This window comes from Streptomyces sp. NPDC006743 (genome assembly GCF_040703815.1).
Taxonomy (GTDB): domain Bacteria; phylum Actinomycetota; class Actinomycetes; order Streptomycetales; family Streptomycetaceae; genus Streptomyces.
In genome coordinates this window covers 173,432-194,846 of record NZ_JBEYJA010000010.1, presented here as the reverse complement: position 1 = coordinate 194,846, position 21,415 = coordinate 173,432, and the positions used below count along the sequence as shown (strand labels likewise).

At 70.4% G+C, this 21,415-nt stretch carries 18 protein-coding genes; 8 read left to right on the top strand and 10 right to left on the bottom strand.

The annotated features are described in order from the left end of the window. Nucleotides 1-104: 104 nt before the first annotated feature. Nucleotides 105-1,547: a CCA tRNA nucleotidyltransferase gene (locus tag ABZ719_RS12110; RefSeq protein WP_366725094.1), complete on the bottom strand. Its 1,443-nt coding sequence runs from the start codon at nt 1,545-1,547 to the stop codon at nt 105-107. A 303-nt stretch (nt 1,548-1,850) separates the two neighbouring features. Here ABZ719_RS12110 and ABZ719_RS12105 point away from each other — a divergent pair, with 303 nt between their 5' ends. The 7 genes from ABZ719_RS12105 to trxA all read left to right on the top strand — a co-directional run bounded on the left by ABZ719_RS12105 (nt 1,851) and on the right by trxA (nt 12,012). After that, on the top strand, nt 1,851-4,403 hold the full coding sequence (locus ABZ719_RS12105; RefSeq protein ID WP_366725093.1) for a DUF6049 family protein: 2,553 nt from the start codon (nt 1,851-1,853) through the stop codon (nt 4,401-4,403). Nucleotides 4,404-4,448: 45 nt separating this feature from the next. Beyond that, on the top strand, nt 4,449-6,911 hold the full coding sequence (gene murJ, locus ABZ719_RS12100) for a murein biosynthesis integral membrane protein MurJ (RefSeq protein ID WP_366725092.1): 2,463 nt from the start codon (nt 4,449-4,451) through the stop codon (nt 6,909-6,911). 119 nt (nt 6,912-7,030) lie between these two features. After that, nucleotides 7,031-8,755 carry a protein kinase family protein gene (locus ABZ719_RS12095; RefSeq protein WP_366725091.1) on the top strand — a complete coding sequence of 575 codons (1,725 nt, stop codon included), beginning with the start codon at nt 7,031-7,033 and terminating at the stop codon, nt 8,753-8,755. A gap of 26 nt (nt 8,756-8,781) precedes the next feature. Further along, entirely contained in the window at nt 8,782-9,507 is a 726-nt protein-coding gene (gene sigM, locus ABZ719_RS12090) for an RNA polymerase sigma factor SigM (protein ID WP_366725090.1), read from the top strand. Next, nucleotides 9,504-10,466, top strand: a complete 963-nt coding sequence (locus ABZ719_RS12085; protein WP_366725089.1) for a hypothetical protein — start codon at nt 9,504-9,506, stop codon at nt 10,464-10,466. The genes sigM and ABZ719_RS12085 overlap by 4 nt, the downstream gene beginning before the upstream one ends. A gap of 192 nt (nt 10,467-10,658) precedes the next feature. Beyond that, entirely contained in the window at nt 10,659-11,630 is a 972-nt protein-coding gene (gene trxB, locus ABZ719_RS12080; RefSeq protein ID WP_037856217.1) for a thioredoxin-disulfide reductase, read from the top strand. A 49-nt stretch (nt 11,631-11,679) separates the two neighbouring features. Next, nucleotides 11,680-12,012, top strand: a complete 333-nt coding sequence (gene trxA / locus ABZ719_RS12075; RefSeq protein ID WP_037856215.1) for a thioredoxin — start codon at nt 11,680-11,682, stop codon at nt 12,010-12,012. Nucleotides 12,013-12,124: 112 nt separating this feature from the next. Here trxA and ABZ719_RS12070 read toward each other — a convergent pair whose 3' ends face one another. From ABZ719_RS12070 to rpmH, 9 genes are all read right to left on the bottom strand, one after another. Beyond that, nucleotides 12,125-12,742 carry a GNAT family N-acetyltransferase gene (locus ABZ719_RS12070; protein ID WP_366725088.1) on the bottom strand — a complete coding sequence of 206 codons (618 nt, stop codon included), beginning with the start codon at nt 12,740-12,742 and terminating at the stop codon, nt 12,125-12,127. 215 nt (nt 12,743-12,957) lie between these two features. Beyond that, entirely contained in the window at nt 12,958-13,992 is a 1,035-nt protein-coding gene (locus ABZ719_RS12065; RefSeq protein WP_366725087.1) for a ParB/RepB/Spo0J family partition protein, read from the bottom strand. Next, nucleotides 13,989-15,062: a ParA family protein gene (locus tag ABZ719_RS12060; RefSeq protein ID WP_366725100.1), complete on the bottom strand. Its 1,074-nt coding sequence runs from the start codon at nt 15,060-15,062 to the stop codon at nt 13,989-13,991. The genes ABZ719_RS12065 and ABZ719_RS12060 overlap by 4 nt, the downstream gene beginning before the upstream one ends. 268 nt (nt 15,063-15,330) lie before the next feature. Beyond that, a complete protein-coding gene (rsmG, locus tag ABZ719_RS12055) occupies nt 15,331-16,047 on the bottom strand; it encodes a 16S rRNA (guanine(527)-N(7))-methyltransferase RsmG (protein WP_366725086.1) in 717 nt (238 codons plus the stop codon). Between the two features lie 115 nt (nt 16,048-16,162). After that, entirely contained in the window at nt 16,163-16,675 is a 513-nt protein-coding gene (locus ABZ719_RS12050; protein WP_037856199.1) for a R3H domain-containing nucleic acid-binding protein, read from the bottom strand. A gap of 15 nt (nt 16,676-16,690) precedes the next feature. Continuing rightward, complete coding sequence (yidC, locus tag ABZ719_RS12045) at nt 16,691-18,004, bottom strand: membrane protein insertase YidC (RefSeq protein WP_366725085.1); 1,314 nt, start codon at nt 18,002-18,004, stop codon at nt 16,691-16,693. Between the two features lie 3 nt (nt 18,005-18,007). Next, nucleotides 18,008-18,361 (bottom strand): membrane protein insertion efficiency factor YidD, encoded by a 354-nt coding sequence (gene yidD, locus ABZ719_RS12040; protein ID WP_037856193.1) that lies wholly within the window; start codon nt 18,359-18,361, stop codon nt 18,008-18,010. Then, the gene (rnpA, locus tag ABZ719_RS12035) at nt 18,358-18,729 is read right to left on the bottom strand and encodes a ribonuclease P protein component (protein WP_366725084.1); all 372 of its coding nucleotides are present in this window, start codon (nt 18,727-18,729) and stop codon (nt 18,358-18,360) included. The genes yidD and rnpA overlap by 4 nt, the downstream gene beginning before the upstream one ends. 21 nt (nt 18,730-18,750) lie before the next feature. Further along, entirely contained in the window at nt 18,751-18,888 is a 138-nt protein-coding gene (gene rpmH / locus ABZ719_RS12030) for a 50S ribosomal protein L34 (protein WP_003956500.1), read from the bottom strand. A gap of 367 nt (nt 18,889-19,255) precedes the next feature. On the opposite strand from rpmH, the gene dnaA reads away from it, so the two are divergent. Further along, nucleotides 19,256-21,337, top strand: a complete 2,082-nt coding sequence (gene dnaA, locus ABZ719_RS12025; RefSeq protein ID WP_366725083.1) for a chromosomal replication initiator protein DnaA — start codon at nt 19,256-19,258, stop codon at nt 21,335-21,337. The last annotated feature ends 78 nt before the right edge of the window (nt 21,338-21,415 follow it).

Below are 21,415 nucleotides of genomic sequence, written 5' to 3'. Positions count from 1 at the left end.
GATCCGGCGTAGGGAGTAGGTGACCCCCGAGGCGCCTTCCGCCGGGCATGCGCACCGCCCTCCCCCTGTCCCTGTGTCGGGTGTCCTCCCCGCGTCCCGGTCGTTCAGTCCTGCTGAGCCCACCACTCCTTCAGAGCGGCGACAGCGGCGTCGTGCCCCATCGGGCCGTTCTCCAGACGCAGCTCCAGCATGTGCTTGTAGGCGCGGCCCACGGCCGGGCCGGGTGCGACGCCGAGGATCTCCATGATCTGGTTGCCGTCGAGGTCCGGGCGGATCGCGTCCAGCTCCTCCTGCTCCTGGAGCTGTGCGATGCGCTCCTCCAGACCGTCGTACGCCCGCGACAGGGCCACCGCCCTGCGTTTGTTGCGTGTGGTGCAGTCGGAGCGGGTCAGCTTGTGGAGCCGGTCGAGGAGCGGGCCTGCGTCGCGCACGTAGCGGCGGACCGCCGAGTCCGTCCACTCACCGGTGCCGTAGCCGTGGAAGCGCAGGTGCAGCTCGACCAGGCGCGAGACGTCCTTCACCAGCTCGTTGGAGTACTTCAGAGCGGTCATGCGCTTCTTGGTCATCTTGGCGCCGACCACTTCGTGGTGGTGGAAGGAGACCCGGCCGTCCTTCTCGAAACGGCGCGTGCGCGGTTTGCCGATGTCGTGCAGGAGCGCCGCCAGCCGCAGGGTGAGGTCGGGGCCCCCTTCCTCCAGGGCGATGGCCTGTTCCAGGACGATCAGCGTGTGGTCGTAGACGTCCTTGTGCCGGTGGTGCTCGTCCCGTTCCAGACGCAGCGCGGGCAGCTCGGGCAGCACCCGCTCGGCGAGACCGGTGTCCACCAGGAGGGTCAGTCCCTTGCGCGGCTGCGCGGACAGGATCAGCTTGTTCAGCTCGTCACGCACCCGCTCGGCGGAGACGATCTCGATGCGCCCGGCCATCTCCGTCATCGCCGTGACGACCTCGGGAGCGACCTCGAAGTCGAGCTGCGCGGCGAAGCGCGCGGCCCGCATCATGCGCAGCGGGTCGTCGGAGAAGGACTCCTCCGGCGTGCCCGGCGTGCGCAGCACCCCTGCCGCGAGGTCCTCCAGCCCGCCGTGCGGGTCGACGAACACCTTCTCGGGCAGCGCCACGGCCATCGCGTTCACGGTGAAGTCGCGCCGGACGAGGTCCTGCTCGATCGAGTCGCCGTACGACACCTCGGGCTTGCGCGAGGTGCGGTCGTACGCCTCCGACCGGTAGGTCGTCACCTCGATCTGGTAGCCGTCCTTCTGCGCACCCACCGTGCCGAAGGCGATCCCGACCTCCCACACGGCGTCGGCCCACGGCCGCACGATCTTCAGCACGTCCTCGGGACGGGCGTCCGTCGTGAAGTCCAGGTCGTTGCCGAGCCGGCCGAGCAGCGCGTCCCGGACGGAGCCGCCGACCAGGGCGAGGGAGAACCCGGCCTCCTGGAAGCGGCGCGCGAGGTCGTCGGCGACAGGGGCCACCCGCAGCAGCTCGCTCACCGCGCGCTGCTGCACCTGGCTCAGGGCAGGGGGAGTGTCATCGTTGGCGTTCGGCACAACAGAAGAGGGTACGTGTCCCAAGGGCCGCGCCGCGCCGCCGTCGCCCGGGACCGTCCGCCGCCCGACGGGCCGCCCCGGACCCGAGGCCGCGCAGTCCTCTGCCACCCGCGCCCTATCCACGCAAGACCGCCCCATCGTGACGTAACGAACAGCATCCCCGGATACGCGCATATCAAGGGGCGCACCCCTGTCTCCCGCCGATCTTGTGGCCGCCTCCGCGGCACTTCCGCTCCGCGCGTCTCGTTACCATGCGTGGACGCACATTCCGACGACCACTGACGACGAGGGACGGGCGAGCGCGTGGCCGAGGCGGCAGACTTCCTGGGGACCAGTCCCTCACCTGCCCGCCGCTGGCTGCGGCGAGCGGGTGCACTGCTCGCCGGAGCACCCCTGCTGGCCGGGCTGCTCCAGTTTTCCGCCGCTCCGGCCGCGCAGGCCTCCGGCCGTCAGGCACCGGTGGCGGTCTCCGGGTCGCGCACGGTGGCGGTGTCCCTCGACGCCCTCAGTCCCAGCGTCCCCTCCGCAGGGGACACGCTGACCGTGTCGGGCACCGTGACGAACAAGAGCAGGCAGGCGGTCACCGACGCGCACGTCGGGCTGCGGGTCGGGCCGCACCTGGACACGCGCTCCGAGATCGACGCCGTCGCCCGGCGCACCGACTTCGAACCCGGTGCCGACGGCTCCGAATTCGGCGGCAAGTACACGCAGAAGTTCGCCGCGCTGCAGCCCGGTGTCGCCCAGCACTTCAGCATCTCCGTGCCCGCCTCCAAGCTGGACTTCGGCGCCGACGGCGTCTACGGGTTCTCCGTCTCGCTGTCCGGGCAGACGCCGGCCCAGCCGTGGGAACAGGTGCTGGGCATCCAGCACACGTTCCTGCCGTGGCAGCCGTCCGAGGCGGACACGAAGACGAAGACGACCTTCCTGTGGCCCCTCGTCTCCACCGTCCACATGACGGCGGAGACAGGTCCCGGCGAACTGCAGACCCCCGTCTTCCTCGACGACGACCTGGCCAAGGACCTCGCCCCCGGCGGCCGGCTGGAGCGGATGCTCGCCCTCGGCAAGGATCTCGACGTCACCTGGGTGATCGACCCGGACCTGCTGGCGTCCGTCGACGCCATGACCCGCAACTACCTAGTCCGCACGGACGCCTCCGCCACCCCCGTCGCCGGAACCCACCAGGCGGTGGCCAAGCAGTGGCTCGCCGAACTGCAGCAGGCGGTGGCGGGCAAGGAAGTGGTGGCGCTGCCCTTCGCCGACCCCGACCTGGCCGCGCTCGCCCACCGGGGCACCAGCGTCTCCGGATCCCTGAGCCAGCTCAAGGACGCCACGGACGTCGCCGCCAGCACGGTGGAGACGGTGCTCCACGTCAAACCGGCCACGGACTTCGCCTGGCCGGTGGACGGAGCCGTGGACCCGGCGATCGTCCGCGTCGCCACCTCCGCCGGTGCCGACAAGGTCATCGCGCGCAGCGACAGCCTCGAAGAACCCGACGGCCTGACCTACACGCCCTCCGCGGCCCGGCCGATCGGCCAGGGCACCACGGCGGTCGTCGCGGACGCCCGGCTGTCGACCGCCTTCGAGGACGACCTGTCGCAGGCAGGGGCCAGCACGCTCGCCGTGCAGCGCTTCCTCGCCCAGAGCCTCGAACTCGACGGCCAGACCGGCAAGCAGCGCAGCATCGTCGTCGCCCCGCAGCGCATGCCCAGCACCAGCCAGGCCCAGGCCATGGCGCAGGCGCTGCTCGCCCTCCAGCAGGGCACCTGGTCCCAGCCCCAGGACCTGGCCGCCGCCGCCAAGGCCAAGCCGGACCCCGGCGCCACGACGAAGGTCCCGCCGTCCTCGGACTACCCCTCCTCACTGCGCCGGCAGGAGCTGCGGCGTCCGGCCTTCGCGGAGATCGCCACGACGCAGGACAAGGTCGACAACTTCAAGGTGGTCCTCACCTACGCGTCCCGGGTCGTGACGCCCTTCGGACGTGCCCTGAACCGGGAGATGTCCACGTCCTGGCGCGGCCACGGCAAGGCGGCGGAGAGTTTCCGGGACAGTGTGCGGGCCTACCTCGACGACCTCTCGGGGGAGGTCAAACTGATCGACAAGTCGGAGACCAAGCTCTCCGGCCACAGCGCGACGATCCCGGTGACCGTGCAGAACAACCTGGTGCAGGACGTCGACCATCTGGTGCTGCGGCTCACCTCCACCAACCCCACCCGCCTGAAGATCGGCGGCGACGCGTACGCGGAGCAGCCGATCGCCGTCTCCGGCGGACACAGCCAGTCCGTGAAGTTCACCACGTCGGCCAATGCCAACGGGCCGGTCACGGTGGTCGCCCAGCTCTACACGCAGGACGGCCAGGAGTACGGTGCCCCGGTCACCTTCGACGTGAAGGTCACCGAGGTCACCGCCACCGTCATGCTGGTCATCGGCGGCGGCGTCCTGCTGCTCGTCCTCGCCGGATTCCGCATGTACACCCAGCGCAAGCGCGCCGCGGCCCGGGAAGCTCAGGACCCCGCGGACGAGCAGGACACCGAGGACCCCGAGGACGCGCAGGACACCGGGAAGACGCAGGACACCCGGGGCGGCGCGGATAACGCCGGGGACACGACGGATCCCGCACAGGCCCCCGACGGCGCCGCCGCCTCCGACGGACCGGACGGCCCCGGAACACCGGGCCGGACAGCGGGCCGCCCCGGGGGAGACGGCCCGGAGAACCCCGCCGGCCCCGCGCGACGTCTCACGCAGGAGCCGGGCGGCCGGGCCCCGGGAGAAGACCGGGAGCAGCCGAGTGACCCGACACCGGACACCGCATCCGAAAGCGCCGACCCGTCCGGCACGGGTGAGAAAGTGGACCGTTGAGGATGTCGTGGCCCGGAGGGCCCGGGACGATGAGGTGGGGTAACCATGAACGCGCCGTACGACGGTGACCGCGGCCGGGCCGCGGGCAGCTCGGGCCACCCCGGCACCCCGCCACCCGAGCACGGCCAGGTGCCGCAGCAGCCTCCGGCCGACATGTACCTCCAGGACGCCTACGCCGAGGACCCCTACCGGGCGCAGGACCTCACGGCCCAGGACCCGGTCGGCGAGGCGCTGTACGACCGTGCCGCGCACCCACCGCCGCCCCCGGGCTCGTACGAACCGCAGCAGCCGCTGTACGGCAGCCCGCCGCCCTCCCCCTACGCTCCCGACCCCCGGGTCTGGGCGCAGACCCCGCCGCCCGAGCCGTCGGGCACCACCCAGTACCTCCCCTACGGCGAGGATCCCCGCACCACCCAGTTCGTGGGCGTCGACGACCTGGTCACCCACTCCGCCGAGGAGCAGCACGAGCCGGACGCCTTCGCCCACCTCTTCCGCGACCAGCAGCAGGGCGGCTACTCCCAGGACCCCCGGCAGGCCGCCTACCAGAACCCGCAGGACCCGGGGCCGTACGGCTACGACCCCCGCCCGGGCGGCTACCAGGCGCCCGGACAGCCCGCCTACCAGGACCAGCAGGCGGGCTACCCGTCCACGGACCCGAACGGCTACCAGCCGTCCGGCCTGCAGGGCTACCAGACTCCGCAGGACCCGCAGGGCATGGGCGGCTACCCGCCCGCCGAGCCGCCCTCCGTGCCCGCCCCCGCCCCGGCCGCCGGGCAGGGCCCGACGGGGCCGTACGCCCCCGCCCCGGCGGCCGGCGCCCAGGCAGTGGCCGAGGCACCCGCCGCCGCACCACCGCCCGCCCAGGCGGCGAAGAAGGGCGGCAAGGCGTCGGGGCTGCTGAAGTCGAGCGCCGTGATGGCGGCCGGCACGCTGGTCTCCCGGCTCACGGGCTTCATCCGCTCCGCGATGATCGTCTCGGCACTGGGCCTCGGCCTGCTCGGCGACACCTTCCAGATCGCCTACCAGCTGCCGACCATGATCTACGTCCTGACCGTCGGCGGCGGCCTCAACTCGGTCTTCGTGCCGCAGCTCGTCCGGGCCATGAAGGAGGACGACGACAACGGCGAGGCCTACGCCAACCGGCTGCTGACGCTCGTCATGGTGGCGCTGGGCGCCCTCACCGTCGTCGCGGTCCTCGCCGCACCCCTCCTGATCCGCCTGCTGTCCCCCTCGGTGGCGGGCGACCCGGCGGCCAACGAGGTCGGCGTCACCTTCACCCGCTACTTCGTGCCCTCGATCTTCTTCATGGGCATCCACGTGGTGATGGGCCAGGTCCTCAACGCGCGCGGCAAGTTCGGCGCGATGATGTGGACCCCGGTCCTGAACAACATCGTCATCATCGTGACGCTCGGCGCGTTCATCTGGGTGTACGGCACCGCCGCCCACTCCGGCATGGGCGTGGCGAACATCCCGCCGGAGGGCCAGCGGCTCCTCGGCGCAGGCGTCCTGCTGGGCCTGGTCGTCCAGGCCCTGGCCATGATCCCGTACCTGCGCGAGACCGGCTTCCGGCTGCGGCTGCGCTTCGACTGGCGGGGCCACGGGCTCGGCAAGGCCGCGGCCCTGGCCAAGTGGACCCTGCTGTTCGTGCTCGCCAACCAGGCCGGCAACGTCGTCGTGACCCGGCTGTCCACCGCGGCGGGCAAGAGCTCGCCGGTGAACGGCGTCGGCTACGCGGCCTACGCCAGCGCCCAGCTGATCTGGGGCCTGCCGCAGGCCATCATCACCGTCTCCCTGATGGCCGCCCTGCTGCCGCGGATCTCCCGCTCGGCCCACGAGAACGACGCAGGCGCCGTCCGCGACGACATCTCCCAGGGCCTGCGCACCACAGCCGTCGCGATCGTGCCGATCGCCTTCGGCTTCGTCTCGCTCGGCATCCCGATGTGCACCCTGATCTTCGGCTCCTCGGGCACCGGGGAAGCCACCAACATGGGCTACATGCTGATGGCCTTCGCCCTCGGCCTCATCCCGTACTCCGTCCAGTACGTCGTCCTGCGCGCCTTCTACGCCTACGAGGACACCCGGACGCCCTTCTACAACACGGTCATCGTGGCCGCGGTCAACGCGGGCGCCTCGGCTCTGTGTTACTTCCTGCTCCCGGCCCGCTGGGCCGTGATCGGCATGTCCGCCGCGTACGGGCTGGCCTACGCCATCGGCGTCGGCGTCGCCTGGAGCCGGCTGCGCAAGCGGCTCGGCGGCGACCTCGACGGCTCCCGCGTCCTGCGGACCTACGCCCGGCTCTGCATCGCCGCGGTACCGGCGGCACTCGTCAGCGGCGCGGCCTGCTACGAGATCGGACACACCCTGGGCCAGGGCGTCGTCGGCTCGTTCGCCGCGCTGCTGGCCGGCGGGGCCCTGCTGCTCGGCATCTTCTTCGTGGCGGCCCGCCGCATGCGGATCGAGGAACTCAACTCGCTCGTCGGCATGGTCCGCGGACGGCTGGGACGTTGAGGCGAGGGTAGGCGCACAACCATCGTCCGCCGCCGTGTGTCGTGCATAGCGCCGGAGTGTGGGCACAATTGGTTTCGGCGTCGGACAGCGCGCGATGGGATGGGGAGGCAGGAGCGACGGTGGCGGAACGGAGCACGGCTGCCGTCGACGTGGCAGACAACAGCGGTGACGAGCCGCTGACCGCGGAGGCGGACCAGTCCACGGCCGACGGGGTGGCCCAGAACCGGGAGCGGGACACGGACATCGACGAGGCGCACGGCAACGGCGGGACCGAACGTCCCGGGAACAAGACCACACCGCCCGAACTGCACAGCGGCCACAAACTCGCCAGACGCTACCGCCTCGAGGAGTGCGTCACCCGACTGGACGGATTCAGCAGCTGGCGTGCGGTGGACGAGAAGCTCCGCCGTGCCGTCGGCGTGCACATCCTGCCCGCCGATCACTCCCGCGCCCGCTCGGTCCTCGCCGCGGCACGCTCCTCGGCCCTGCTCGGCGACCCCCGCTTCGTCCAGGTCCTCGACGCCGTCGAGGAGAACGACCTCGTCTACGTCGTCCACGAGTGGCTCCCCGACGCCACCGAGCTGACCACCCTCCTGGCCACCGGACCGCTGGAGCCGCACGACGCCTACCAGTTGGTCAGCCAGGTCGCCTCCGCGATGGCCGTCGCGCACCGCGAGGGCCTGGCCCACCTGCGCCTGAACCCGAACGCCGTCCTGCGCGCCTCCACCGGGCAGTGGCGCATCCGCGGCCTCGCCGTGAACGCCGCGCTGCGCGGCATCAGCTCCGAGACCCCGCAGCGCTCCGACACCGAGGCGATCGGCGCACTGCTGTACGCGGCCCTCACCCAGCGCTGGCCGTACGAGAACGACGCCTACGGCCTGTCCGGTCTGCCCAAGGACGTCGGGCTCATCCCGCCGGACCAGGTGCGCGCCGGGGTCCACCGCGGTCTGTCCGAGCTGGCCATGCGCGCGCTCGCCAACGACGGCGCCACCGCCTCGCGGCACGAGTCCCCGTGCACCACGCCGGAGGAACTGGTGAAGGCGATCGGCGAGATGCCGCGGATCCGCCCGCCGGAGCCCTCGTTCACCGCGCCGCCGGAGTACCAGGGCACGTCGTACCAGCAGGGCACGTACGGCCGGCCGGCACCGCACCCCGGCATCACACAGCCGGTGCACGCCCCGCCGCCCCCGTTGCAGAGCCGGACCGGCAAGGCCCTGAAATGGGCCGTCTCGGCCCTCCTCATCGCCGCGCTGGGCCTGGGCAGTTGGCAGCTCGCGGACGCCCTGATGGACCGGGACGGCAAGTCCACCAAGGACAGCCAGACGCAGACGCAGGACGGCAACGACAAGAAGGACCAGCAGCCGAAGCCGCTGCGGCCGATCCCGATCCAGGAGGCGCAGGAGTTCGTCGCCAAGGGGGACGCCCAGCACCCCGGTGATGTCGGCAAGACGTACGACGGCAACCCGTCGACGTACTGGAAGACGAGCACCTTCGTGGAGGGGCCGCCCCTCGCGCCCTTCAAACCGGGCGTGGGCATCGTCTACGACCTCGGCTCGGCGCACGACCTCGGCAAGGCGTCCGTGAGCCTGCTGTACAGCGGTGACCACACCACGGTCCAGTTGTACGCCGCCGACTCCCTGGCCCCGGCGTCCCTGGACTCGATGCAGAAGATCGGGGAGGCCACCACCAGCGGTGCAACCGCCACCGTGAAGCCCGCCAAGCCGGTGAAGTCCCGGTACGTCCTCGTCTGGCTCACCGCCGTGCCGTACTCGGGCGCCGACGCGAGTACGTACAGCAACGCCGGCTACAAGCAGGCCGTCACCGAAGTGAAGTTCACGGGCTGACGTCCCACCGAGGGGGAGGGGGTCCGATGGCGGACGACAGCGCCTACCGCGACGTAAGCGACCAGGACCTCCTGTCCCGTCACGTGGACGGCGACCGGAACGCCTTCGGCGAACTCGTACGGCGTCACCGTGACCGCCTCTGGGCGGTCGCCCTGCGCACACTGGGCGACCGCGAGGAGGCCGCCGACGCCGTGCAGGACGCCTTGGTCTCCGCCTACCGCGCCGCCCACACCTTCCGCGGGCAGTCGGCCGTCACCACCTGGCTGCACCGGATCACGGTGAACGCCTGCCTGGACCGGGTCCGCAAGGCGGCCTCGCGCAAGACCTCACCGGTCAACGACACCGAGCGCCTGGAGCACCTGCTGGAGCCGCACGAGTCGGCGTCCGCCCCCGCCGAGAGGAACGACGTGCACCGGCAGCTCGTCGAGGCGCTCGGTACGCTCCCCGCCGACCAGCGGGCCGCTCTGGTGCTCGTGGACATGCAGGGCTACCCCGTCGCCGAGGCCGCCCGGATCCTCGACGTCCCGGTGGGGACGGTGAAGAGCCGTTGCGCCCGGGGCAGAGCCAGACTCCTGCCCCTGCTCACCCATCTCCGGCCGGACGGCTCCGGGGGCGACACGGAACCGGAGGCCGGACGGAACCGGACGCAGCGGGCATCCGTCCCACCGGCAGCGGGTCCTCCGGGCGGGGACGTGCGGCACACGGGACCAGGCGATTCAGCGGCTGTGAAGGGCGGAGGTGGGCGAGCGTGACATCCACGACGGACACGGCCGGGCACCCGGACGTCTCGGAGATCTCCGACCTCACCGAAGGACTGCTCGCTCCTTCCCGGGCGGAGGAACTGCGCCGGCATCTGGTCGCGTGCGGATCATGCGCCGAGGTCCGGACCTCGCTGGAGGAGATCCGGGAACTCCTCGGCACATTCCCTGCCCCGCAGAGGATGCCGGGCGACATCGCGGACCGTATCGACGCAGCTCTCGCCGCGGAGCCCTCCCCTGCCTTCCTCCCGTCCGCGGCCGCCGGAGCGGAGGAGGAGCCACGCGTCGACGGGGGCGAGGACCGGAGTCATGTTTCACGTGAAACATCGACGACGGACCGCCCCGCAGGCAACGTCCGGAGCGCGCGCACGGGACCGGGCCGCAAGCCCCGCCCACGCCGTGTGCGTCGCGGGATCGCCGCTCTGGGCGCCGCCTGCACCGTTGCCGCCCTGGGTGTCGCCACCGTGGTCCTGGGGTCCCAGCGCGACGGCACGGGCTCCGACGCCGCCGTTCAGGCCCGGCCGAGCGCATCCACACAGACCTTCTCCTCGGGGAGCCTCGAGAGCCAGGTGAGCCACCTCCTCGACAAGGCGCCGCAGACGCAGAGCACGGCCCGTGCCCCGCACAGTTTCGGCGCGAACGCCGAGACGGGGGCGGACACCGGCACCGGTGCGGACACCGGAACCGGAACCGGACCCGGGCAGCCGAACACGCTGAAGAGCGACCCGACCGTCCCGGTCCCCTCCTGCGTCCGGCAGGGCATCCACAGCCCCGGCACCCCCCTGGCCGCCCAGTCCGGCACCTACGACGGCAAGGACGCCTACCTCGTGGTGCTGTCCGACCCTGCCGGTCCCGTTTCCCAGGTCACGGCCTATGTCGTGGACGCCTCCTGTGTCCAGGACCCTTCCAGCGCGGCCAGGGTGCTGCTGTCCCATCCCTACACGCGTTCCTGAGCATCACTTCCCGGGCACGGCCCGGGGGCGGTCACCGGGTTCTCGGGCGGTGCGGTTCCCCTGTGCCAGGGCGCCCCCGTGTGCCCGGGGACACCGGGAATGCACGCCCCGTAGGATCCGTTGGGTGGGGTGAGAGCACCGAGAGAAGCTCCACCGGCCGTAGGACACAGTCCAGAGACGAGGAATCTAGCCGTGAGCGACGTCCGCAACGTGATCATCATCGGCTCCGGGCCCGCAGGCTACACAGCGGCCCTCTACACCGCGCGCGCGTCGCTGAAGCCGCTGGTGTTCGAGGGTGCCGTCACCGCGGGTGGTGCGCTGATGAACACCACCGAGGTGGAGAACTTCCCGGGCTTCCGCGACGGCATCATGGGCCCCGACCTCATGGACAACATGCGGGCCCAGGCCGAGCGTTTCGGCGCCGAGCTGGTGCCGGACGACATCGTCTCCGTGGACCTCACCGGTGAGATCAAGACCGTCACGGACACCTCGGGCACGGTGCACCGGGCGAAGGCCGTCATCGTCACCACCGGCTCCCAGCACCGCAAGCTCGGTCTGCCGAACGAGGACGCCCTCTCGGGCCGCGGCGTCTCGTGGTGTGCCACCTGCGACGGCTTCTTCTTCAAGGATCAGGACATCGCCGTGATCGGTGGCGGTGACACCGCGATGGAGGAGGCCACCTTCCTCTCGCGGTTCGCCAAGTCCGTGACGATCGTCCACCGCCGGGACACCCTGCGCGCCTCCAAGGCGATGCAGGAGCGCGCCTTCGCCGACCCGAAGATCAAGTTCGTCTGGGACAGCGAGGTCGCCGAGGTCCAGGGCGAGCAGAAGCTCTCCGGCCTGAAGCTGCGCAACGTGAAGACCGGTGAGCTGTCGGACCTGCCGGTGACGGGGCTGTTCATCGCGATCGGCCACGACCCGCGGACCGAGCTGTTCAAGGGACAGCTCGACCTGGACGAAGAGGGCTACCTGAAGGTCGACTCGCCCTCCACGCGCACCAACCTGACCGGTGTGTTCGGGGCCGGTGACGTCGTCGACCACACCTACCGCCAGGCCATCACCGCCGCCGGCACCGGCTGCTCCGCCGCCCTCGACGCCGAGCGGTTCCTCGCCGCCCTCGCGGACAACGAGCAGAAGGCCGAGCCCGAGAAGACCACTGTCTGAATCCCCGCCCGCCCCACCGCACGTACACGAAGAAACTAAGGAGCCCGCCGTGGCCGGCACCCTGAAGCAAGTGACCGACGCCTCCTTCGAGCAGGACGTCCTGAAGAGCGACAAGCCCGTCCTGGTGGACTTCTGGGCCGCCTGGTGCGGTCCCTGCCGCCAGATCGCCCCGTCCCTCGAGGCCATCGCGGCCGAGTACGGCGACAAGATCGAGATCGTCAAGCTCAACATCGACGAGAACCCGGGCACGGCCGCCAAGTACGGGGTCATGTCGATCCCGACGCTGAACGTCTACCAGAACGGCGAGGTCGCCAAGACCATCGTCGGCGCGAAGCCGAAGGCCGCGATCGTGCGCGACCTGGAGGACTTCATCGCCGAGTGACGCCTGCCGTCGTGAACCGACGGCGCGATGTTTCACGTGAAACACGAATGGGCCGGCCCTGATGGGCCGGCCCATTCGGCGTACAGAAGACTTGCCGACGGCTGCTGAGGGATCACAGGGGGCGGAGCACGGGCTCCTTCTGCACCGCTCCGAGCAGCCGGTCGAGCGCCATCTCCACGTCTTCCTTCCAGGAGAGGGTCGATCTCAGCTCCAGGCGGAGCCGGGGATGAGCGGGATGGTGCCGGACCGTCTTGAATCCCACCGCCAGCAGATGCTCCGCCGGCAGCACACAGGCGGGTTCCTTCCAGCGGGCGTCACCGAAGGCCTCGATGGCCTTGAAGCCGCGCCGCAGGAGATCTTTGGCGACCGTCTGGACCAGCACACGCCCCAGCCCCTGCCCCTGATAGCCGGGCAGAACGAGGCCTGTCATCAACTGGACCGCGTCCGGTGAGACCGGGCTCGTGGGGAAGGCCGTGGAGCGGGGCACATAAGCGGGGGGAGCGTAGAGCACGAAGCCGACCGGTACGTCGTCGACGTAGACGACGCGTCCGCACGAGCCCCAGTCCAGCAGGACCGCGGAGATCCACGCCTCCTTCTCCACGGCAGAGGTGCCCGCCCTCACCGCGTCCTCGCCGCTGACCGGGTCCAGTTCCCAGAAGACGCACGCACGGCAGCGCTGAGGAAGGTCATGGAGGTTGTCCAGCGTGAGCGGCAGGAGCCTACGGCCCATGAAGGCTGATCCTCGCTTCCTACGCCCGCAGCGTCACGAGCGGCCGTCCCTCACGGACGTGCCGTCGGGTGGATGCGTCATACCCGCAAGCATCGTATCCACGATGTGATCCCGCGGACACCGAGGACAAGCAAAGGCGGGCCGTGAACCGGTGATCCTCCGGTTCACGGCCCGCCACTGCTGAGCCTCTGGCCCGCCCGCACCCCGCGGAGGGGTCAGGCGTCGCTCTCGGCCTGCGCCGGGTCGCTCTCCAGCAACCCCTTCTGCAGCACCCGGCCCTCGCCGGGAGCCAGCGTGCCGAGAATGCGCTCCAGATCCTCCATGGAAGCGAACTCCACGGTGATCTTGCCCTTCTTCTGTCCCAGGTCGACCTTCACCCGGGTCTCGAAGCGGTCGGACAGCCGGGTCGCGAGGTCGGAGAGGGCGGGAGAGACCCTGGTTCCGGCACGGGGACCCTTGGATCGCGGTGACGCCTGCGGCCGCGACCCCATGAGCGTCACGATCTCCTCGACGGCACGCACGGAGAGCCCCTCGGCCACGATCCGGTGGGCGAGCCGGTCCTGCTCCTCGGAGTCCTCCACCGACAGCAGCGCCCGCGCGTGTCCGGCGGACAGCACTCCGGCGGCGACCCGGCGCTGCACCGCCGGCGACAGCTTCAGCAGCCGCAGGGTGTTGGAGACCTGGGGCCGGGAACGTCCGATCCTGTCGGCCAGCTGGTCATGGGTGCAGTTGAAGTCCTTCAGCAGCTGGTCGTAGGCGGCTGCCTCTTCCAGCGGGTTGAGCTGGGCCCGGTGGAGGTTCTCCAGCAGGGCGTCCAGCAGGAGCTTCTCGTCGTCCGTGGCCCGCACGATCGCGGGGATGGCGTCCAGGCCGGCCTTGCGGCAGGCCCGCCAGCGCCGCTCGCCCATGATCAGCTCGTAGCGCTCGGCGCCGACCTGCCGGACGACCACCGGCTGGAGGAGCCCGACCTCCTTGATGGAGGTGACCAGCTCGGCCAGCGCCTCGTCGTCGAAAACCTCACGGGGCTGGCGGGGGTTGGGCGTGATGAAGTCCAGCGGGACTTCCGCGAAATGGGCGCCCATCGGCGGCGGGGGCAGCATCGCCACCTTCGCCGCGGCCACGCCGCGCTCGGACGTCAGGACCTGGCCGGGACCACCCACCGGGCCCGGCACAGGGGTCCTCTCCGTCGGAGCGGCCGGGATCAGGGCTCCGAGACCTCGCCCCAGCCCAGGCCTCCGTCGCTCACTCACTGGATCCCCTCCACCATGCTCGGGTCGCTCTGTGCGCCGACGTGGGCGTGCGTGGCGTCATAGCTGACACCGACACCCTTCAATGCGATTTCTCGTGCCGCCTCGAGGTAGGAGAGGGCACCGCTCGATCCTGGATCGTAGGTCAGCACCGTCTGCCCGTAACTGGGGGCCTCGGAGATACGGACGGAGCGGGGGATGCTCGTCCGCAGCACCTCGTCACCGAAGTGGCTGCGCACCTCTTCCGCGACCTGGGAGGCGAGACGCGTGCGGCCGTCGTACATGGTGAGCAGGATGGTCGACACGTGCAGCGTGGGGTTCAGATGGCCGCGCACCAGGTCGACGTTGCGCAGCAGCTGCCCCAGCCCCTCCAGCGCGTAGTACTCGCACTGGATCGGGATGAGCACCTCCTGGCCGGCGACCAGGGCGTTGACCGTCAGCAGGCCGAGCGAGGGCGGGCAGTCGATGAGGATGTAGTCCAGCGGCTGTTCGTAGGCCTGGATCGCTCGTTCCAGCCGGCTCTCCCGGGCCACCAGGGACACCAGCTCGATCTCCGCACCGGCGAGATCGATCGTGGCGGGGGCGCAGAAGAGACCCTCGACATCAGGAACGGGCTGGACCACCTCTGCCAGCGGCTTGCTCTCCACCAGCACGTCGTAGATGGACGGCACTTCGGCGTGATGGTCGATACCCAGCGCCGTGGAGGCGTTTCCCTGCGGGTCGAGGTCGATCACCAGAACACGGCCGCCGTGCAGAGCCAGCGAAGCGGCAAGATTGACGGTCGTCGTCGTCTTGCCGACCCCGCCCTTCTGGTTGGCGACCACGATGACGCGGGTCTGTTCCGGGCGCGGCAGACCCTCGCCGGCGCGGCCTAGAGCCTCGACCGCCAGTTGGGCAGCACGACCGATGGGAGTGTCGTCCATCGGGGGCGGTGTTTCACGTGAAACATTCTCCCCCGTCGACTCGGTACGGGGACCGGGGACCGGATCGGTCATCGGTCCCGCGATGTTGGCGTCGGACCGCAAGGATTCACTCTCCTCGACTTCAGGCTCGGGATAAGCAGAGCCTCCCATGCCATCGGGGTGGCGAACCAGTGAGGCCTGGCGTTCTGTGGAGAAATCCGCCTCTGTGGACAACTCTGTGCCCTCTCCGAGTGAACCGAGAGGCTTGCGGTCACGCGGTTGGGCCGCGACGCGGCCACGGTTGATGATCCCGTGCAGCAGTGAGCGACGTTTCACGTGAAACACGATGACAACAATTCGCCCTTTTTGTGAGCGACACTCCGCCGCGCACCGGTCGGCAGGGTCCCCCCGGCGCAGTCGACCCGGCGGAGTGAACGGCTCACCGCCTCCGGCGGACCCGCCCCGTCCGGGCCGCCTTGGCACGCTTGGCCGCGAAGCGCACACCGCCCGGGCTCTCCCCGACCTCCACCCGGACCACGGTGGACAACGGGTCCACGACCCCCTCACCCACCTGAAGGATGGAGGTCTCCACCGCACCGAGCTTGCTCAGCGCGGTGCCCGCGCTCTTCAGCTCTTCCTCCGCCGTGTCCCCCTTGAGAGCGAGCATCTCGCCGTACGGGCGCAGCAGCGGAATGCCCCAGGTGGCCAGACGGTCCAGCGGGGCCACCGCGCGGGCCGTGACCACATGGACCGGCTGCAGCTTGCCCATCACTTCCTCGGCACGTCCCCGGACGACGGTGACATGGTCGAGCCCCAGAAGCTCGACGACCTCGGTGAGGAAGTTGGTGCGGCGCAGCAGCGGCTCCAGCAGTGTGATCTTGAGGTCCTCCCGGACCAGTGCCAGGGGGATGCCCGGCAGACCGGCACCCGAGCCGACGTCGCACACGGTCACCCCGTCGGGGACGACCTCGGAGAGCACCGCGCAGTTCAGCAGGTGGCGCTCCCACAGACGGGGCACCTCCCGCGGACCGATGAGCCCTCGCTGCACTCCTGCCTCGGCCAGCAGCTCGGCGTACCGGACCGCATCCGCGAAGCGATCACCGAATACGTCACGTGCCTGCTCGGGCGCAGGGGGGAGCTCCGCTGCCTCCGTCACGGGGACCGTCCTTCCGTACCGCATCAGCGCGATCAGCGCCGACCACCAGAACTACCAGGCTGACAAAGTACGGCCCCGCCTGCGGGCAGACGGGGCCGGTGGAACGTGGGACCGCTCAGGCGGGGAGTACGACGACGAAGCGCTGCGGCTCCTCGCCCTCGGACTCGCTGCGCAGTCCGGCGGCCTTGACCGCGTCGTGCACGACCTTGCGCTCGAACGGGCTCATCGGCTTCATCTTCACGGGTTCACCGCTGCTCTTGGCCTCCGCCGCGGCCTTCGCACCCAGCTCGGACAGCTCGGTGCGCTTCTTGGCACGGTAGCCCGCGATGTCCAGCATCAGCCGGCTGCGGTCACCGGTCTCCCGGTGCACGGCCAGGCGCGTCAGCTCCTGCAGCGCCTCCAGCACCTCGCCGTCCCGTCCGACCAGCTTCTGCAGCTCCCGGCTGCCCGCGTCGCTGATGATCGAGACAGAGGCGCGGTCGGCCTCGACGTCCATGTCGATGTCACCGTCGAGGTCGGCGATGTCCAGCAGACCCTCGAGGTAGTCCGCCGCGATCTCGCCCTCCTGCTCCAGGCGGGTCAGGGCGTCTGCGCCCTCGGCAGCGGCGGAGGTGGTGCCTTCCGTCACGGGATGGGCTCCTTCTTACTTCTTGGACGGGGACTTGGGCCGCTGCGGGCCCTTGCGCTGGCCGGACTGGGCCTTGCTGCGGGAGCCGTTGCCCGGCTTGGGGCCAGGCTTCTTGGCAGCAGCGGGCGAGGTGTCCTGCGGCACGTCGGTCTTCGTCTCAGCCTGGATCTCGGGCTCGGACTTGGTCAGCGACGGGGACTGCTCGGTGTCATCGGCGCCGGCCACCTTGGCACCACCCTGGCGCTGGGACTTGGTCTGCCGCTTGGGCTGCTGGCGCCGGGGAGCGGCGGCGGCCGTGGTGGTGGCCGTACCGTCCTCGGTCTGCACGACGACGGCGCCCTCGCCCTTGACCACGGTGCCGTCGGACTGGGCCGCCAGGCCCGCCTTGGTCAGACCGTTGATGAACTTGCGCTCGAACTCGTTGCGGTCGCGGCCCTTGGAGACGATCGCCTTGACGATGGCCTTCTCACGCCGGTTGCGGGTCTTGCCGTGGTGCGTGACGTGCTTGTACAGACGCTCCAGGTAGGCGGCCTGGGCCTTGGAACCCGGGGTCGGGTTGTTGTGGATGACGTACATCTGCTGGCCCATGGTCCACACGTTGGTGGTCAGCCAGTAGACGAGGACACCGACCGGGAAGTTGATGCCGAAGACGGCGAACATGACCGGGAAGACGTACATCAGCATCTTCTGCTGCTGCATGAACGGCGTCTTCACCGTGGTGTCGACGTTCTTCGTCATCAGCTGGCGCTGCGTGTAGAACTGCGACGCCGACATCAGGACGATCATGACCGCGGTGACGACGCGGACGTCCGTCAGCGTGGCACCGAGCTGGGCGACCTTGTCGGCGCTGTCCGTGAACTTCGCGGCCAGCGGGGCACCGACGATGTGGGCATGACGGGCGCTGGCCAGCAGCGGCTCGTTGATGACACCGATCGTCTTGCCGGTCGCGATGGCGCTCAGCACGTGGTAGAGGGCGAAGAAGAACGGGGACTGCGCCAGGATGGGAAGGCACGAGGAGAGCGGATTGGTACCCGACTCCTTGTACAGCTTCATCATCTCTTCGGACTGACGCTGCTTGTCGTTCTTGTAGCGCTCCTGGATCTTCTTCATCTCCGGCTGGAGCGTCTGCATCGCACGCGTCGCCTTGATCTGCTTCACGAAGAGCGGGATCAGGCAGATGCGGATCAGAACCACCAGGGACACGATGGACAGGCCCCAGGCCCACCCGGTGTCAGCCCCGAAGATCGCCCCGTACACCCTGTGGAACTGGACGATGACCCAGGAGACGGGCCAGGTGATGAAACTGAAGAAGCTGGCAATCGTGTCCACTAATCATGCTCCTTGGGCATGGGACGAGGTCTTCGCGGCCGGACCCGGCGGAAGGTTTCCGTCGGTGACCGGCTCAGCGGCGGAGGGCCCGCCCTTGCGCGCACGCCAGGCGGCACGCAGCATTTCGTGCCACCGCGGACGCTTGCGCGGAGGAACGTGGTCCACCCCGCCCAGCGACCACGGGTTGCACCGCAGAATCCGCCAGGCGGTCAGCGCCGTTCCCTTGACCGCGCCGTGCCGGTCGATGGCCGTGTAGCCGTAGTGGGAACACGACGGGTAGTACTTGCACACCGGCCCGAGCAACGGGCTGATGGTCCACTGGTACAGCTTGATGAGAGCCAGCAGTGGGTACTTCATCGCGCGCCCCCTCCCAGCAGTCGTTGAAGGGCGGCATCCAGGTCTCGGGCCAGCTGTGCGTGATCGGCGTCGCCCGCTCCGGGTAGCGCTCGTACGACTACCAGGCTACCGGGGGGCAGCAGTGCGACCCGGTCGCGCATCAGATGACGAAGCCTGCGCTTCACCGTGTTGCGCACGACCGCGCCACCCACTGCCTTGCTCACGACGAAACCCGCACGCGTCGGGGGAGCGCTCTCCCCAGGCGCGTGCGGGTCCGTGGCACCGCTACGAAGGTGGACGACGAGTAGCGGGCGTCCGGCTCGACGCCCTCGTCGTACCGCGGTCGCGAAGTCCTCGCGCCGCCTCAGCCGGTTCTCGGTGGGCAGCACGACGTCATGACCTGATCGGGATCAGGCGGACAGGCGGGCGCGACCCTTGCTACGGCGGGACGCGAGAATCGCGCGGCCGGCACGGGTGCGCATACGCAGCCGGAAGCCGTGGGTCTTCGCGCGACGACGGTTGTTCGGCTGGAAGGTGCGCTTGCTCACTCGGGGGCTCCAGAAAGAATCGGTAGTGGCGGGGTGCCGTCTTGGCTGTCACCGTGCGCCCACGAGTAGCTCGCAGTTACGCCCGTGTGCACCGCTTGACCGATCACCTTGACGCGATCTGTGCCCTTCGGAGGCAGGCGGCAGCAGCCATCGACAACTCGACCTGGTTACGGTACGCGCGGCTGGGCCATCCGGTCAAACCGCGTCGTGACGGCCCAGACTTGTCCACAGCCTGGGGACAACAACTTGAACGGTACCCGCCGCGCTGACTACCGTGGGCGGACTCCCATTCGTTCCCTGTCCCCCGTTTACATCCCGACCCGTCCCGAACCACACGTTCGTGGGACCCCGTGAGAGAGCGTGCCCTGTGGCTGACGTACCTGCCGATCTTGCCGCAGTGTGGCCACGCGTACTGGACCACCTCCTCGGGGAAGGCCGCGGGCAAGGCGTCGAGGCCAAGGACGAGCAGTGGATCCTGCGCTGCCAGCCGCTCGCGCTGGTCGCGGACACGGCCCTGCTCGCGGTACCGAACGAGTTCGCCAAGAGCGTCCTCGAGGGACGCCTCGCCCCGGTCGTGAGCGAGACGCTGAGCCGCGAGTGCGGACGCCCCATCCGCATCGCGATCACCGTCGACAGCTCCGTCGGCGAGACCCCGCACCCCGCGCCCCCGGCGCCGGCGCCGCGCTACGAGGAACAGGAACTGCCCACCGGCCAGGGCGGCTACGAGACCTACGGACGCCACCGGGCCGACTCCCACCGCTCCGAGCGGCCCGACCGCACCGACCCCCACCGGGCCGACCGCCCGGACCGCACCGAACGCACCGACCGGTCCGGCCGCGCCGACCAGCACGGCGGTTCCGGCGACCAGATGCCCCCGCGCACCGCCGGCCCCCAGCAGACGGACGGCCAGGACCAGCTGCCGGTCGCCCGCCCCGCGTACCCCTCGGAGTACGGCGATCACCAGCGCCCCGAGCCCGGCGCCTGGCCGCGCCCCGCCCAGGACGACTACGGCTGGCAGCAGCAGCGGCTCGGCTTCCCGGAGCGCGACCCCTACGCCTCGCCCGCCCAGGAGCCGTACGGCACCCGCGACCAGTACCGCTCCCAGGACGCCTACGGCACCCAGGACGGATACGGATCGTCGAACGACTCGTACACCGGCCCGCACGAGCCCTACCCGGCCCAGGAGTACCGTCCCCGGCCGATGGGACGCCCCCCGTACGACCCGTCACGCCCCGACTACGACCAGCGCGACTACGACCAGCGCGACACCGGCCGCCGGGAACTGCCCGAGCCGCCGGCCGGCGCCGGCCCCCCGCACCGCGGCGGACCAGCCGGTTCCGCTCCCGCCGGAGCCGGCGTCGGCGGCACCGGCTCCACCACCGGCCAGACGGCCCAGGGCCACGGGCCGGGCGAGCCGACCGCACGGCTGAACCCCAAGTACCTCTTCGACACGTTCGTCATCGGCGCGTCCAACCGCTTCGCGCACGCCGCCGCGGTCGCCGTCGCCGAGGCACCGGCCAAGGCCTACAACCCGCTGTTCATCTACGGCGAGTCGGGGCTCGGCAAGACGCACCTGCTGCACGCGATCGGGCACTACGCGCGCAGCCTCTACCCGGGCACCCGCGTGCGGTACGTCAGCTCGGAGGAGTTCACCAACGAGTTCATCAACTCCATCCGCGACGGCAAGGGCGACAGCTTCCGCAAGCGCTACCGCGAGATGGACATCCTGCTCGTCGACGACATCCAGTTCCTCGCGGACAAGGAGTCGACGCAGGAGGAGTTCTTCCACACCTTCAACACCCTCCACAACGCCAACAAGCAGATCGTGCTCTCCTCCGACCGGCCGCCCCGGCAGCTGGTCACGCTGGAGGACCGGCTGCGCAACCGCTTCGAGTGGGGCCTGACCACCGACGTCCAGCCGCCCGAGCTGGAGACGCGTATCGCGATCCTGCGCAAGAAGGCGGTGCAGGAGCAGCTCAACGCCCCGCCGGAGGTGCTGGAGTTCATCGCCTCCCGGATCTCGCGCAACATCCGCGAGCTGGAGGGCGCGCTGATCCGGGTCACGGCGTTCGCCTCGCTCAACCGGCAGCCCGTGGACCTGGGCCTGACCGAGATCGTCCTCAAGGACCTCATCCCCGGCGGCGAGGACAGCGCACCGGAGATCACGGCGACGGCCATCATGGCGGCCACGGCCGACTACTTCGGACTCACGGTCGAGGACCTGTGCGGCACCTCCCGCGGCCGCGCCCTGGTCACGGCACGCCAGATCGCCATGTACCTGTGCCGTGAGCTGACCGACCTGTCGCTGCCGAAGATCGGCGCGCAGTTCGGCGGCCGCGACCACACGACCGTCATGCACGCCGACCGCAAGATCCGCGCGCTGATGGCCGAACGGCGTTCCATCTACAACCAGGTCACCGAGCTGACCAACCGCATCAAGAACGGCTGAGCACACCCCGTACGGGCATCTGTGGGGCGCCCTCCGGACCAACGGTTCCGGGGCGCCCCACCGTCGTACACGGGCCCC